The sequence below is a fragment of the Eximiradius sp. genome, assembly GCA_937127445.1.
In the GTDB taxonomy this organism is placed as follows: domain Bacteria; phylum Bacteroidota; class Ignavibacteria; order Kapaibacteriales; family UBA2268; genus JAKIZO01.
Genome location: CAKZLY010000020.1, coordinates 41070 through 55795 on the forward strand (window position 1 = coordinate 41070; position 14726 = coordinate 55795).

General features: G+C 36.4%; 15 protein-coding genes. 9 read left to right on the top strand and 6 right to left on the bottom strand.

The features are described 5' to 3' along the window. The 7 genes from AC6QZF_RS06570 to AC6QZF_RS06600 are packed head-to-tail and all read left to right on the top strand — an operon-like array spanning position 1 to position 6616. Positions 1–795: an SCO family protein gene (locus tag AC6QZF_RS06570; protein WP_499799085.1), complete on the top strand. Its 795-nt coding sequence runs from the start codon at positions 1–3 to the stop codon at positions 793–795. Continuing rightward, positions 785–2425, top strand: coding sequence for a cytochrome c oxidase subunit I (locus AC6QZF_RS06575; RefSeq protein ID WP_499799086.1), 1641 nt, complete (start codon positions 785–787; stop codon positions 2423–2425). Before AC6QZF_RS06570 ends, AC6QZF_RS06575 begins: the two co-directional genes overlap by 11 nt. Beyond that, positions 2412–3029 carry a cytochrome c oxidase subunit 3 family protein gene (locus AC6QZF_RS06580; RefSeq protein ID WP_499799087.1) on the top strand — a complete coding sequence of 206 codons (618 nt, stop codon included), beginning with the start codon at positions 2412–2414 and terminating at the stop codon, positions 3027–3029. The genes AC6QZF_RS06575 and AC6QZF_RS06580 overlap by 14 nt, the downstream gene beginning before the upstream one ends. A gap of 12 nt (positions 3030–3041) precedes the next feature. Further along, positions 3042–3341 (top strand): cytochrome C oxidase subunit IV family protein, encoded by a 300-nt coding sequence (locus AC6QZF_RS06585; protein ID WP_499799088.1) that lies wholly within the window; start codon positions 3042–3044, stop codon positions 3339–3341. A 7-nt stretch (positions 3342–3348) separates the two neighbouring features. Further along, entirely contained in the window at positions 3349–4332 is a 984-nt protein-coding gene (gene coxB, locus AC6QZF_RS06590) for a cytochrome c oxidase subunit II (protein WP_499799089.1), read from the top strand. A 2-nt stretch (positions 4333–4334) separates the two neighbouring features. Further along, a complete protein-coding gene (locus AC6QZF_RS06595) occupies positions 4335–5252 on the top strand; it encodes a protoheme IX farnesyltransferase (protein ID WP_499799090.1) in 918 nt (305 codons plus the stop codon). A gap of 11 nt (positions 5253–5263) precedes the next feature. Continuing rightward, positions 5264–6616, top strand: coding sequence for a c-type cytochrome (locus AC6QZF_RS06600; RefSeq protein ID WP_499799091.1), 1353 nt, complete (start codon positions 5264–5266; stop codon positions 6614–6616). A 140-nt stretch (positions 6617–6756) separates the two neighbouring features. Here AC6QZF_RS06600 and AC6QZF_RS06605 read toward each other — a convergent pair whose 3' ends face one another. The 5 genes from AC6QZF_RS06605 to AC6QZF_RS06625 form a co-directional block, all read right to left on the bottom strand. Beyond that, entirely contained in the window at positions 6757–7554 is a 798-nt protein-coding gene (locus tag AC6QZF_RS06605; RefSeq protein ID WP_499799092.1) for an oxygen-binding di-iron domain-containing protein, read from the bottom strand. A gap of 9 nt (positions 7555–7563) precedes the next feature. Then, positions 7564–8343, bottom strand: coding sequence for a hypothetical protein (locus AC6QZF_RS06610; RefSeq protein WP_499799093.1), 780 nt, complete (start codon positions 8341–8343; stop codon positions 7564–7566). 82 nt (positions 8344–8425) lie between these two features. Next, complete coding sequence (locus tag AC6QZF_RS06615; protein ID WP_499799094.1) at positions 8426–9274, bottom strand: Omp28 family outer membrane lipoprotein; 849 nt, start codon at positions 9272–9274, stop codon at positions 8426–8428. A 10-nt stretch (positions 9275–9284) separates the two neighbouring features. Continuing rightward, positions 9285–10916, bottom strand: coding sequence for a DUF6029 family protein (locus AC6QZF_RS06620; protein ID WP_499799095.1), 1632 nt, complete (start codon positions 10914–10916; stop codon positions 9285–9287). A 40-nt stretch (positions 10917–10956) separates the two neighbouring features. After that, on the bottom strand, positions 10957–11778 hold the full coding sequence (locus AC6QZF_RS06625) for a glycosyltransferase (RefSeq protein WP_499799096.1): 822 nt from the start codon (positions 11776–11778) through the stop codon (positions 10957–10959). Positions 11779–12070: 292 nt separating this feature from the next. On the opposite strand from AC6QZF_RS06625, the gene rpmB reads away from it, so the two are divergent. Together rpmB and AC6QZF_RS06635 are read left to right on the top strand one after the other, a co-directional pair. Continuing rightward, positions 12071–12292 carry a 50S ribosomal protein L28 gene (gene rpmB, locus AC6QZF_RS06630; protein WP_491814480.1) on the top strand — a complete coding sequence of 74 codons (222 nt, stop codon included), beginning with the start codon at positions 12071–12073 and terminating at the stop codon, positions 12290–12292. A gap of 76 nt (positions 12293–12368) precedes the next feature. Beyond that, positions 12369–13256: a DMT family transporter gene (locus tag AC6QZF_RS06635; RefSeq protein WP_499799097.1), complete on the top strand. Its 888-nt coding sequence runs from the start codon at positions 12369–12371 to the stop codon at positions 13254–13256. Positions 13257–13301: 45 nt separating this feature from the next. On the opposite strand, the gene pyk is transcribed toward AC6QZF_RS06635, so the two are convergent. Next, positions 13302–14720, bottom strand: a complete 1419-nt coding sequence (gene pyk, locus AC6QZF_RS06640) for a pyruvate kinase (protein WP_499799098.1) — start codon at positions 14718–14720, stop codon at positions 13302–13304. Positions 14721–14726: the final 6 nt, after the last annotated feature.

Here is a 14726-nt window from a genome sequence, read left to right on the forward strand (position 1 = left end):
ATGAAAAAACTAACTTTATTTGTTGTAATGGTTGTGGCTTTTGTTCAAATATCTTATTCTGAGAAACCACCAGAAGTTGGGATAGTTGAAAAATTAGGCAATCAAATCCCACTTGAACTTGAATTCACAAGTTCAGACGGGACAAAGAAAAAGTTAAGCGACGTGATTAACAAGCCTACTATTCTATCACTTGTTTATTATAATTGCCCGGGAATATGCAGCCCATTACTTACTAATATGAGCGAAGTAATGGATAAAGTAAAGCTTGAACCGGGAAAACACTTTAAGGCACTCACAATAAGTTTTGACCATCGTGAAGGTGCAGATAAAGCAAAACGCTGGAAGGAAAACTATCTTGCTTCGATGAAGCGGCCATTTGGTGAAGAAAATTGGGAATTTATGGTTGGCGATAGTATATCTATAAGAAAACTTACAGATGCAGTTGGTTTTTATTTCAAACCTGAAGGAAACGATTATGTTCATCCGGGTTCATTATTTATTCTAACACCAGACGGAAAAGTGTCGCGATACTTATTAGGTATAGAATATAACCCATTCGATTTGCAAATGAGCATAAGCGAAGCAGCAAAAGGCAAATCAATGCCTACGGTAACCAAAATACTTCAATATTGTTTTAGTTACGACCCAGAAGGGAAAAAATATGTTTTGAATGTTACAAAAGTTGCGGGTACAGTTATTTTTCTTGCTGCTGGTATTTTCTTCATAACATTAGTTTTGATGGGTAAATCAAAAAGAAAAAAGAAAAATATGGAGGATAGTAATAATGAGCAATAGCATTTCAACTTCAATAAAAAGTTTTTACGAATATGAGGGAAAACATAGAGGAATTTTAGGTTGGATACTATCAACCGACCATAAGCGAATAGGTTTGTTATATCTGTGGTCCATGGTAGGCTTTTTTCTTGTAGGAGTGTTTCTTGGTTTCTTGATGCGTTTAGAAATGTTGAGTATGGGAAAAACGATAATGGGACCACAGACTTATAACGCAATTTTCACTCTTCACGGAATAATAATGATATTTTTGTTTATTGTCCCGGGAATACCTGCAGCATTTGGGAATTTTTTTCTTCCAATTATGATAGGAGCGGAAGATGTTCAATTCCCGCGTTTGAATTTACTTTCGTGGTGGCTATATGTTACGGGAGGATTATTTGCAATAATATCATTATTTTTAAGTGGCGGACCGATAGATACAGGCTGGACATTTTACGTCCCGTATAGTATTCGAACAACCACGCAAGTGATATTACCATTGATTGCTGCATTTATTTTAGGTTTTTCTTCAATATTGACAGGGATTAATTTTATTACAACTGTCCATCGGATGCGTGCGAAAGGAATGACTTTTTTCAAACTCCCATTATTTGTATGGGCATTGTATGCAACGGGCTGGATACAAATCATTGGTACACCTGTAATTGGAATAACCATACTGCTTGTTATAATTGAGCGTGTGTTTAGCGTAGGACTATTTGACCCGGCATTGGGTGGCGACCCAATTTTGTTTCAGCATTTGTTCTGGATATATTCTCACCCAGCGGTATATATAATGATATTACCGGCAATGGGAGTTGTTTCGGAAATAATTCCAACTTTTGCCCGAAAACACATATTTGGATATAAGGCTATAGCTTTTTCGTCATTAGCGATTGCATTTATCGGAACACTTGTCTGGGGACACCATATGTTCACAAGCGGAATGAGTGACACTGCCCGTTGGGTTTATTCATTCCTGACGTATATTGTAGCGTTGCCGAGTGCAGTCAAAGTGTTCAATTGGGTTGCAACGATGTATAAAGGTTCAATTAGGATGAGCGCTCCATTTGTATTCGTGATGGCTTTCATTGTATTATTTTCAATCGGTGGGCTAACAGGTTTAATACTTGGTTCGGTTGCAACAAATGTGCACGTTCACGATACATATTTTGTTGTAGCGCACTTTCATTTTGTAATGTTTGGCGGAACTGGGTTTATATTTTTCGCCGCACTTCATTACTGGTTCCCGAAAATGTTTGGAAAGATGTATAACGAAAAAATAGCAATGACAGCGGTTGGGATATTAACAATTGGTTTTTTAATGCTATATTTCACTATGTTTATTCTTGGATACGAAGGTATGCCGCGTCGATATTATGATTATCTGCCACAATTTCAGTTTCTGCATATTTTGGCAACAGTCGGCTCGTGGGTATTGATTTCTGGACTATTGCTGATGTTTGGTAATTTACTATATTCTCTAAGGAAAGGAGCATCTGCAAAGGCAAATCCTTGGAACGGTATGACACTCGAATGGATGACTTCTTCGCCACCACCGTTCGAGAATTTCAATTATCATCCTGAAATAAAATTCGGTCCTTATGAATATGAACATTATGAAGAGGCTGTGAAAGATGAGTACAAATAGTCATAATATAGCTCACCATCGCGATGACTTCGGTTCGAAAATGGGAATGTGGTTATTTCTCTTTACCGAACTCATTTTATTCGGTGGATTATTCATTATGTATATGGTCTATCGCGTGGAATATTCGGAGCAATTCCATCTTGCGGCTAAGGAGTTGAACTTGGCGCTCGGCACTATAAATACTTTGATATTACTTACAAGTTCACTTACAATGGTACTTTCGATAGTTGCAATTGGACGAGGCTCGAAAAAAATTTCCATTTTCTATTTGATTTCGACAATACTATTAGCATTAGGATTTATGGTTATCAAAGCCTTTGAGTGGGGAGCCAAATTTTCGCATGGGTTATATCCGGGTGGGACGGAGTTGGCTAACTTATCCAATGGTGAGGTGATTTTCTTCGGAATGTATTTTGTAATGACTGGACTTCATGCCCTGCACGTTCTCATAGGGATAGTGATATTATCTTTTATGCTTGTTTTCCTTTTGAGAGATAAGATCAACAAGGATAATTATATAAAGCTCGAAGCAGGTGGGCTTTACTGGCACTTGGTGGATTTAATCTGGATTTACCTTTTTCCACTATTTTACTTATTACATTAATGGAGGGCAGCGATGGAAGAAAAACCCGTTCATCAGGAACACAAGAATTCACCGGGATACGGCTATAATATATTAATTTGGCTCACATTGATTTCGCTAACCTGCGTATCTGTGGCAGTGGCGGGACTTGATTTGGGAGCATATATATTGCTTACAGCTTTGGTAATTGCAACTATTAAATCAACATTAGTTATTAATATTTTTATGCATATAAAATTCGACGACCCGATATTCAAGTTGTTCTTTTCGCTAATAATATTTACACTATTTGTGCTTTTTGTATTAACGGCTTTTGATATATTATATCGATGAGGAAATTATGTTCGAAGGTGCTTCATATTATGCTGATAAAGTAGATACCACGATGCTGATTATCGTAGGTATATCTGTATTCTTTCTCATAGGTATTGTTGCGGCAATGATTTATTTTGTTGTGCGATATAATCATAAAAGGAATCCAGTAGCTTCTCAAATCAAAGGGAATAATTTGTTAGAGGCTATTTGGATTATTATTCCTCTGTTTATCGTTATAGGTATGTTTTGGCTTGGATGGAAGGACTTCAGTAGACTGCGTAAAATCACAGATTACGCAATGAAAATCGAAGTTACTGGAAGAATGTGGAAATGGGACTTCAAATATCCAAATGGTAAGATGTCCGATACGCTATATGTTCCAGTTGGGAAGACAATAAAACTCGAAATGAGGTCCGCTGATGTTAATCACGCTTTCTTTATTCCAGCCTTGAGAATGAAAGAAGATGTAATTGCCAGCAGAAATACTTATATGATAATTGAACCGCAAAAACTTGGAGAATATGATATTGCTTGTGCTGAATATTGTGGGCTGAACCACGCTTATATGTATACTAAACTTATAGTTGTTCCAGAAGATGTATTCGAAGCTTGGCTCGCGGGCGATTCAGCAAACCCATCGGCAGCTTTATCACCTGCAACAATTGCAAAATTAGAACCTAAAAATGAAAATGAATATGCGAAATTCATTCGAAACCATAAAAATTTCGAGTTACTGGTGAAATACGCCTGTGTAAGCTGCCATACTGTTGATGGCGCTAATCATATTGGACCGTCGTTTGTAAAGCTTTCCTCTGGAAAAACAGAAGTCGTGCGAGACGGAAAGAAAATAACAGTTGAAATTGATGAAAAATATCTTCGCACTGCACTGCTCGAACCAGATTATGAAATAGTTGCAGGATATAGTCCATATACTATGCCTACTTTGCGAGGAAGAGTATCAGAAAATGATTTGCGAACAATAATTGAACTACTTTTAGGAAAAAATTAGTAATGGAAAAAGTATCATTCGAAATAAAAGAAAAGATAGAAATAATCGAACGTGGTCATTTGCTCTCAGGATTTATTCTGTTAGCAAAGTTGAGAGTTACATTTTTTGTTGCTTTATCCTCTTTTTTCGGATATATTTTTTTCGATGAGTTTTCTTGGCAGTCGTTGCTTGTTGTATTCGGTGTATTTCTAACGGCAGTATCTTCTTCTGCGATAAATCAATATCAGGAACGTAAATTTGATAAGTTAATGACAAGGACTCGCAACCGCCCTCTGCCATCAAACAAATTGCGAAAAGAAGAGGCACTAATATTTATCATTTTTACAGGGTTATTGGGTATATTTTTGCTCGGACTGACTTTTAACATTATTGCTGTTGCGCTTGCTGTTTTTTCGATGATATGGTATAATCTCGTATATACACCACTGAAAAGAAAAACAGCATTTGCCGTATTGCCGGGAGCATTGCTTGGAGCAATACCACCTGTGATTGGCTGGTCGGTTGCTGGCGGTGATTTATTTTCGCCTAAGATATTATTTATTTCAATTCTATTTTTTTTGTTTCAAATTCCACATTTTTGGTTTCTATTTTTAATTTATAATGATGATTATAAGCAGGCTGGTTATCCTACTTTGAAAGATGTTCTGACAATTACTCAAATTGGGAGAATTTCATTTGTCTGGATAGTATGCCTTGCAACTGTGGCAGTGGCTGAACCTTTTTTCTTTGTGAATAATCCTTTGTTTTTAGCAATAATTTTTGTGATGTCGGTTATATTAATATGGAAGAACAAATTTTTGCTAACTCTCGAAAAAACAAACGAAAATAATAGTTATAGGGTTGCATTTCGAACACTTAATATTTATGTGCTTCTGGTAGTAGTTTTGCTCACAATTGAAAAAATTATTAGTAATAAATAAATGGTTCAATTATGGAATTACTTTACAAACTCGTTATACCGCAGTCGGGAACAAATCTGCTGTTGCTCAATCTGTTGCAGATGATTTCGCTTTCGGCGCTTATGATTTATTCCGGGATATTGCTTGGAAGTATATCACTTTCGATATGGTTTTACAGGAAATCGATAAAGGAAAATTCACTCAGATATGCGGAGTTGGCAAAAGCGTTGGCAGATTTGATAGCAAGCGGAAAAATATTTGCTTTTGGGCTTGGGATTGTGCCATTTTTGGCAATCATTATGGTTTATATCCAGCTGCTAAATTTCTCGGGTTCTTATGTCCCGAAATTTTTAATTCTGGCATTTGTTCTTTGGATCATTTCTATCGCACTAATATTTATTTACCATCATTCAACTGAACTCAATTATTATTTTGAGTATATTAAGTCAAAAATTAGTTCAGAACGAAAAGACGATGATTTTTTGTCGTTTCAGGAAAAAGCAGAACGTTACAGATCAAGGACAGGTTTTTGGGGAATATTGTTGCTTGTAATTTCGCTTTATATATTCATTGCGGCACTAAATCTGGCGGTGGAGAATTGGCGATGGAGGTCGGTGCATAATACATTTGAGTTGATATTAAGTTTTTCTGCTTTTTTCAAATATATGAGTTTTATCACTTCGGCATTTGCAATAACTGGGATTGCTTTTCTATACAAGAAATATAAATGGATGGAAGAGCCACCTTTTACCGATGCAGAACTGAACGATTACGCAAAACGTTTCAATTTGTCTGTGGCACTTATTGCAACAATGTGTATGCCTTTGTTTTACGTGTTGAATTTGCTGATTACTCCAAAAACCGCAATAAACGACTTTTTGTTTGGATTTGCATTGCTGGGACTTGTTCTGCTATTTGTGTTGCTTCATTTTCTCTATGAAATGGTGCGAAATAGCAAGTTTATATATATTTCCGCAGCATTTTATTTGTTAATTGCTATAATTGGAATTTCGCAGGTAAAAGAGCAACTTGTCTTCAAATATGCTAATGCTGAATTAACCGAACGTCTTTCAAAAAATTATGATGTATTTTATCAAGATTTGCTTGCCAAAGCAGGACGTGGCGGAATGGAAATTAGCGGTGAAGAAATATACAAAGGGAAATGCGTTGCTTGTCACGATTTTGAGCAGAAAGTTGTTGGTCCTCCTCATAAATTAGTGCTGCCTAAATATATTGATGCTCCCGAAGCTCTTGCAAAATTTATCTTGAACCCAGTAAAAATTGACCCTGCTTATCCACCTATGCCTTCACAGGGATTGCGACCGAAGGAAGCCGAAGCAGTTGCAAAATATATGATTGAATATTACGGACCGAAAATAAAGTAGCAATGATCAATATAAAAAAGTTAAGGACGTATTATTAAATACGCCCTTATTAGTTTTATTATTTTTCGTAGTTAGTGCGCTGAAAACATAAAAAAAATCATTAAAAAGAAAAATAGAAGAATATCACTGTAATAATTAAATTAGCGTTTTTTCCATTTCATCCAGACTGTTTTATTGAGGTCTGTAACTTCTGCTCCCATATCCCATTTACCGACATCTAAACGGTCGAGCCAATCCAGAAGCTTTGTAACATTTTCTCCACGGAAGATAGCACCGTGTTGTGGACATATCATTTTAGGATTAATCATCCGAACGCGTTTGACCCAATTTTTGAGAGCATTAGTCGAAGGCATCCAGCGAAGATGGAATTTTTCCATAAGCTTAGTATGGCGGTCGAAGTCATCGACGAACATAGGATAATCTGGTGGAATTAATGCAGCGCCAATATCTCCCGAAAAAAGTATTTCAGATTTTGGATCATAAGTCGAGAAATTGCCTGACGAATGGCAATAATGTGCGGGGACCAAATATATATTAGAACGAGAAGCGCCAATTGGAATTTCCATACCTTCGTCAGGAACACCAATAAGCGAAAGCTTTGTTCCCATACCGAAATGAGCAATAAAACCAGTCCAAATCCACGAACAATAGACTTTCACATTTGGGCACAAGTCTGTCCACATAGCAAGCGAAGATGAAATATCTGGGTCTTGGTGTGAAGAAATAATACAAGCAATATTATCAGTAGAGATGTGGCGTGTAATTTCGGTAAGCACTTGGGGAAAAATTTCAATCCCGCCAGGATCAAGCAGGCACGCCTGCCCATCAGAAACAATAATATATTCGTTAGTATCAATTACTTCTTCGGATTTTTCAGGGTCGCGACCTAAAACAATCCATTTGTGGTTATCACCATCAAAAATAATTTCACTTTTCATAGAGCACCTTTATTTTGATTTTAACTTAATTAACGTAGTAATAACACTATCGCCATAAGACAAATCTTCCGAAATTTTCATTAGTTGTTCGTCTAAGATTTTAACGATATTTTTAATATTTTCTACAAGTCCCGAGAAACTTTTTTGGTCGGAAGAAAGATAGGACGACTCGATTAAAATATTAGAGCCCATATAATTAGCAATGAAGCCATTGCGCTTGATAGAATCCAACTTTTTCGAAGCTTTGTTCATAAGAGTATGAGCATCATAAAGCAAATCATTAATTAATTCGATAACTTTTTGGTTTTTCGAAGCAAAACGGATAATATTTTCTCTATCGTTTTGGGTAACATTTTTAAAAGCTGGGTGATTAGCAAGTTTGGCTAATACTTTTGGGTCAAGCAAGTTGAAATCGTCGGCAGTATAGGCAGTTCGGGAATATTTTAGAACCCGGGCAATTAAATTTCTCAGTGCTTCTGAATAATTCAAATAGCGACGCACAGCGATAGAGCAAAGAGTAAGCTGACGGGCAAATTGAGCAGAGACCTGCTCTAATTCTTCGAGTTCAGGCGCAATTTGAACAGGCAAATCCGAAAGGAATCCCGAGAGAGTAATAAGCGATTGCCCTTGATTTGTCCCGATTTTAGCAGCCTGAACAATACCGTTAATAGCCAGCAGCTTCAAGTCCAAACTAATATTTTTCAACGAACGAGTTCCGTTAAGCACATCCACACCAATAGCGAAGACTTTGGAAATCTCGTTCATATAATTGTTTGTAATCAAACTCATATTTTTGGCTTCTTATAGTGGGTTTTACCAATAGTAATTTTCGGTAAAATACGAATAAACTTAAATATAATTATAAAAAAATTTACTTAATAAGTTTAGCACTTTCAACTTGAAGGACTTCATAATCAAGCGATTTAGAATAAACATAGGCTATAATATGAATATTTTTGGGTTTCCAGTCCTTCGATTGAGGAATTATGTATGAATGATTGAGATTGAATTTATTGCCAGCAGTAATTCCGCTGGACGAAATACGTTCGCCCCAAGCGGAATTAATACTACCACGCAAAACGTGATTATGAACGTAATCTAAAATGTTCTGATTTTCGCCAAGCCTGTAATCTTTCTGAAATTGAATGATGCTATCTTCCACTATTAGCAGAACTAAATAATCTTGCGATGTAGAATTTTTTAAATAATGCAAATTAGTGGAAACATCTATTTTTCTGGTATTTTCGTTATATGAAACGTTCAATTTAATAGATAAAAAAGGTTCATTCTGAAGTTCAGCACTAACAAGCGAAGCCCACTTTGTGTGGCGAGTAATATAAGAATTGCTGAATTTTTTTCTGTTAATCATACCATTTGGCAGTCCAGCTTTGCTATTGCCAAAAAACTCATCGTAAGAATTACCTTCGGGGGTTCGAAAATCATAAGGATGTTCTGGATATGGTTCAGCAAAGGATCCGACGTGGATAGCAATCGGAATAAGACGCTCACCATAAGTTTTTTCAAGCTGCTTAATAACATCGTGAGCAGCTGGGCAATTCCCACAGGTATATCCCGTAAAATCTTCTAACAAGACTTTTTGAACAACGTTGGTCGAAGAAGTGTCGATATTTGGAATTTCGTTAACATCGCCAGTAATCTGGTCGCAAGATATAGCGAATAGCAACAAAAAGGCTGATAATATAATATTTATTGTTTTCATAGCAATCTCCTTAAAAAGATGAACTAATCGAAAGATACAAGCCATTTGAGGCAGGCACTGTACGACAAACACCACCTACACAAATGATACCTTGGTTTTGCTTACCGTATGAAAGTTGAATTCTATTTGAGCCAACTACATAAGTGAAAGCAGCAGAATAGTAGTGAATTTTTAAATCGTCAAATTCATTCCCATAGTTATAATCATCGCTTATTGAGAAATAGAACGAAGGAGAAATCGAATATTCGAGCAAGACAGTAAGCCAATTACCATTACGGGTATCACCAATATGAGCCGATGAATCCTGATTTGCCCATAGATGCTGTAATTCGAAACGGAGAGCGTTTTTGTCGTCGATTTTATAAGTGCCGTCCATAATTAAAAAATTCCCTTTGATTTTCCCATATTTTGGGGCTCCTTCGTTTTCTAATATGTCTTTGTCGTAAATCATATTCACATAGCTTAGGCTACCTTTAAATTTTGATGAGAATTTTTTAGAAATGTTAATAGTAAAATCTTGATAGTATAACCTATCACCAATTGCAAAGAAATCAGAATTATATTTGTATTGGCTTGTGTGAGTTGTATCAATTGATTGAATCCGAGAGAAATTAATATTAATATTTGTTCCATATTTGCCGCCAAGGACCGAAGCAGCAGGCAAAACATAGTTCATTTCAGCCTGAACACCGGCTTCTCCATTTAATTTAGTTGCAAAAGGAAACATATTGGGAAGTTTATAAGGGCTTTGTTTGTTGATTGGAGGAATGTAGCTTAAAGTAAGATTATTTCCAGCCGCCGATCTATCTGAGCGAAAATCCATATTATCAAGTTTATGAGCAGATAAAGCGAAGCTAAACCCTTTCGTAAAATAAGAGCCATTAAGCGATACGCCATAACCGTTATTGTAGGAATTTTTATTTGTAGTATTCGGGTCGTTGTATTTATAGCCAAATTCAGCATCGAATAGAAAACTGCTTCCGGAAAGCCCCAATCGCGTTGAATAGGCAAGCACATTTTCCGGCAAACGTAGGAATGGATCGTCGTCTTTCTGATAGCGGCTAACTACACTACTGCCAAGTTTAATATCAAAAGGAAGTTTTAAATTGGCAAATTCATTAAGAGTAAGATTAACGTCTCCACCGCGGACAATACCATCGCTCTTGCCCCAAAAAATTCTCTGTTTTCCGATAAGCCCTGTTATCTCTAAACCTTCGGCTGGGCGAAGTTTTACACGAAAACCTTCGACAGCGTTGTCAATTCCCAATGCACGCTCTTCGTAAGCACGGAAAATCATTCCGCTACCGAATTGCTCATAGAAATCTCCGACAGTAGCAGAAAGGAAGTCGTTGCTCCACGAAGCATAACGGTAGGAAACGCCATAACCCTTATATTGCGGGTCGTAGCCCAAAATTGGATTTAGATAAGATTCGTAACGTAAACCAGCGTTAAAATTATCAAGTGTGTAATTCAGATTGAGAAAACCATTAGAAAGGATTTTTTCTTTGACATTGGGCGCACCGATGAGACTATCTTTTTTATAAGTTTGAGCTTCGAGTTGAAAATTTCCACTAATTTTGCCAATATTCTGAGAAAACAAAACAGAAGGCACTAAAAAAAGCAAGTAAATTAACCTTTTCATAACACTTCAACAATTAATTAAACAAACAATGATTAGCAAATCACCTAACCGCTTCCCATTCCTTGGTAATAGACTTATTGAAAAGCATAACAGTTACAGCATTTAGCCCCCAATAAAGCAAAGTTTTTAAATATCCATATTTTCTGAATCGGCGAGTAGATTCGAGGACGACAATATTGCGGCAAAATTTAACTTTCGCTATTTTATTAATTCGACGGTATAAATCGAAATCCTCGCCCGCAACAATTTCACTATTGTAGCCACCAACTTGTTCGAAAATGTTTCGTCGAACAATTTGGCACTCGCCGCGTCCCATTCCAAGCCCGATAAAATTGAGAAAGGCAACGTATTGATTATGAAGGAAGTAGAAGACCTTATCTTTGAAACGAATTTCCGACGGGAAGCCACTCACATAGCAGGCAATAGCCCCGAAATTATCCGAAAAGTCATTAGACCAAGCCAGAATTTCAGAGAAAAATTTGTCTAAATCGGCAGGATAAGAATCAGCATTAAGAAAAACCAAAACATCACCGCAGGCAACCGATGTGCCATTATTTCGCCCGGCAGCAATAGTTTGACGTTTGCCGCTATCGTGTAATACAATTTTATCAGCGTATTTTCTGGCAATTTCGACTGTTCTATCGGTGGAACCGCCATCGGAAACAATAAGCTCGAAATTGTATTTTTTTCGTATCTCTGGCGAAAACCTCTTTAATTGCTCTTCTATCAATTTTTCTTCCTGAAAAGTAGGGATAATCAAGCTAAGTTTTAAATGAAGTTGATTATTTATAGGAACGCTATCAATTTGCTTAGCTTTTAGAGCTATTTTTTCGTGTTGTTCATATGATAATCTATAATGCAACTTTTCCCTTTAAATGATATATAAATTATAAAATTAAATATTTTTTCGCTCTTATTCAACTTAAATATAATTTCAATAATTATTATCGAAAAAATCAAAGAGATGAGAAGAAATTTATTTTCGAATAATCAACATTAATAAAATTGATGCCTTGATAGAAAAGCAATGAAATTATGCAAGTACTATTTGTAAATAACTTATATAAAATCAAGAAAAAATAATTTGGGAAAATTTTGAAAAAATTGTATTTTTGTTTTTTATTGAAAATGAAATTACTTATTTGGAGATAAAAATGGCAAGAAGATGTGAGCTTACAGGTGTTGGTCCAATGACAGGCAACAACGTTTCGCACGCAAACAATAAGACACGTAGACGTTTTCTCCCAAATTTGCAGAAAAAGAGAATTTGGTTGCCTGAGGAAAAGCGTTGGATAACAATTAAAGCTACTGCTCGTGCTTTAAAAACTTTGGATAAGAAAGGCTACGCAGCAATGATTAAAGAATTAGCAAAGTAATAGCTAAGGACAAAAATTATTTGATATGAGCGAAAACGCGGGGGTTTTCGCTTTTTTTTTTTTTTTAGGAGAACTTATGTATTGGGGTGAAATAGCAGCATTAACAGCAGCATTTTTATGGGCAGCAGGTTCATTTTTATTTACTTCGGCAGTCAAGCGAATTGGCAGCATTCAGCTAAATATTGATAGGATGTCGCTGGCAGCAATCTTTATTGCAATTACAATGGCGGCGACAGGAATTTCTTTTAGATGTTCGATAAATCAATTACTTTATCTTGTAGGTAGTGGAATAGTAGGATTGATTATCGGCGATACGGCGTTATTTAGAGCCTTTCGTGAAATGGGCCCCAGAATAAGCTTACTAATATATTCATTTAATCCGGCATTTGCAGCAATATTAGCTTTTATTTTATTTGATGAAAAACTTCCATTTATAAGCATTATAGGAATATTTCTAACACTTTTTGGTATCATACTTGTTGTAACCGAGAAGCCCAGAAAAGATAATCCAATGAATTTTAAAGTTACATTACCTGGAATAATTTTTGCATTTATTTCGGCATTGGGGCAAGCTGGCGGATTAATTTTTGCTAAATATGCTTTTAATGATAGTTATATACATAGTTTTACAGCAACTTTTTACAGAATATCTACTTCCGTTTTATTGTTTCTTCCGCTTGGAATTCTTCTGAAAAGATACGTAAATCCTTTCAAATTATACACGAGCGACAAAAAATCCTTCAAACACATATCAATTGCATCTATTATTGGACCTTATCTTGGAATAACTCTTAGTTTTTTTGCAATTTCGCACACCAAACTCGGGGTAGCATCTACACTGCTTGCAACCGTTCCAGTAATGATTCTTCCAATGACAAGAATTGTTTATAAGGAAAAACTGACGTTAGTTTCGGTGTCAGGTGCAGTTGTTGCTTTTGTTGGAATAGCGTTATTGTTTGCTTGAAAACAGCAATTTTTAAATTGGGCGAATATATATTTTAGTCTGAAATCACAATTTCATTATTTTGACAACATTTTCCGGAAGAGATGTTTTTTCTGATGTCCCCGTAACAAAAATAATCTTTTCACTCTTTTCGAAAATATTGTTTTCAACTAAGAAATTACAGATTGTTTTAACAATATCGTCAGAATTATTGAGTTCTTCGAGCCAGAAAGAACGCACCCCCCAAATAAGAGCGAGCTTTCTCTGAGTGTCTTTAAGTTCAGTGAAAGCAATAATTTCCTGGCGGGGTCTATATTTAGCAATATTGATAGAAGTGAAGCCGCTGGTAGTCATAGCGATAATGGCGGAGGCATTCACCTGAGAAGCAACCTCGCATGAAGCCTTCGATAGTGCATCGGAAAAATTATGGCGTTCGTCGCTTGGGACAATACGCGGTTCGAGCATACGATGGAAATTTTTCTCAGTAGTGCGAATAATTCTATCCATATAATTAACTGCTTCGCAAGGATAATTTCCCGTGCTGGTCTCACCGCTAAGCATAACGCAGTCTGTTCCGTCAATAACGGCGTTTGCTACATCGCTAGCTTCGGCTCGGGTTGGTCGAGGATTAGTTATCATTGATTCAAGCATCTGAGTGGCAACTATTACAGGCTTGCCATAGTAATTACATTTTTTTATAATGTTTTTTTGTAGAACAGGTACTTCTTCGGCAGGTGTTTCAAGCCCTAAATCACCACGAGCAACCATTATTCCGTCGGATTCTTCGATAATTTCGTCGATTCGCTCGCAGGCTTCGTAGCGTTCAATTTTCGAGATAATTCCAACACTTTTTTTGAAGATTTTCATTGCAGTTTTCAGTTCGATTACATCTTTGGCAGAACGAACAAATGACAAAGCAACATAATCAACGCCTAACTCTAATCCAAATTTCAAGTCTTCAATATCTTTTTCCGATAGCGAAGGGGCGAAAGATTTTACACCCGGAGCAATAATTCCTTTGTTGTTCTTTAAGTTTCCGCCTTTTATTACTTCGGTAATAATGTCGTTGCCTATCACCTGTTTTACATTCAGAATTAAATAGCCATCATCGAGAAGAAGGGTGTCGCCTGCTGAAACTTCTTTAACAAGGTTTTTGTATGTGGTAGAAACGCGATGTTCGTCGCCTTCGTGCAAATCGTCGGCAGTAATGACAAATTCGCTTCCCGGCGAAAGAAATACTATGCCATTACGCACGTTTCGAGTGCGAATTTTTGGACCCTGCAAATCCTGAATAATGGCAATAGGTTTTCCGGTAATTTCTTCGGCACGACGAATATTTGCAAACATTTCCTGATGCTGCTCGTGGGTGCCGTGAGAAAAATTAAGTCGAGCAATATCCATCCCATTTTGAATAAGCTCGATAAGTTTTTCAACATCTGCGGTAGCAGGGCCAATAGTACAGATGATTTTTGTTCTTCTTCTCATTAAGTT

Excerpts from the sequence above, each read along its gene's own strand:
- AC6QZF_RS06580 (WP_499799087.1), top strand. The coding sequence starts at position 2,412 with ATGAGTACAAATAGTCATAATATAGCTCACCATCGCGATGACTTCGGT.
- coxB (WP_499799089.1), top strand. The coding sequence starts at position 3,349 with ATGTTCGAAGGTGCTTCATATTATGCTGATAAAGTAGATACCACGATG.
- AC6QZF_RS06605 (WP_499799092.1), bottom strand. The coding sequence starts at position 7,554 with ATGAAAAGTGAAATTATTTTTGATGGTGATAACCACAAATGGATTGTT.
- AC6QZF_RS06585 (WP_499799088.1), top strand. The coding sequence starts at position 3,042 with ATGGAAGAAAAACCCGTTCATCAGGAACACAAGAATTCACCGGGATAC.
- AC6QZF_RS06615 (WP_499799094.1), bottom strand. The coding sequence starts at position 9,274 with ATGAAAACAATAAATATTATATTATCAGCCTTTTTGTTGCTATTCGCT.
- AC6QZF_RS06595 (WP_499799090.1), top strand. The coding sequence starts at position 4,335 with ATGGAAAAAGTATCATTCGAAATAAAAGAAAAGATAGAAATAATCGAA.
- AC6QZF_RS06620 (WP_499799095.1), bottom strand. The coding sequence starts at position 10,916 with ATGAAAAGGTTAATTTACTTGCTTTTTTTAGTGCCTTCTGTTTTGTTT.
- AC6QZF_RS06610 (WP_499799093.1), bottom strand. The coding sequence starts at position 8,343 with ATGAGTTTGATTACAAACAATTATATGAACGAGATTTCCAAAGTCTTC.
- AC6QZF_RS06635 (WP_499799097.1), top strand. The coding sequence starts at position 12,369 with ATGTATTGGGGTGAAATAGCAGCATTAACAGCAGCATTTTTATGGGCA.
- AC6QZF_RS06600 (WP_499799091.1), top strand. The coding sequence starts at position 5,264 with ATGGAATTACTTTACAAACTCGTTATACCGCAGTCGGGAACAAATCTG.
- pyk (WP_499799098.1), bottom strand. The coding sequence starts at position 14,720 with ATGAGAAGAAGAACAAAAATCATCTGTACTATTGGCCCTGCTACCGCA.
- AC6QZF_RS06570 (WP_499799085.1), top strand. The coding sequence starts at position 1 with ATGAAAAAACTAACTTTATTTGTTGTAATGGTTGTGGCTTTTGTTCAA.
- AC6QZF_RS06575 (WP_499799086.1), top strand. The coding sequence starts at position 785 with ATGAGCAATAGCATTTCAACTTCAATAAAAAGTTTTTACGAATATGAG.
- rpmB (WP_491814480.1), top strand. The coding sequence starts at position 12,071 with ATGGCAAGAAGATGTGAGCTTACAGGTGTTGGTCCAATGACAGGCAAC.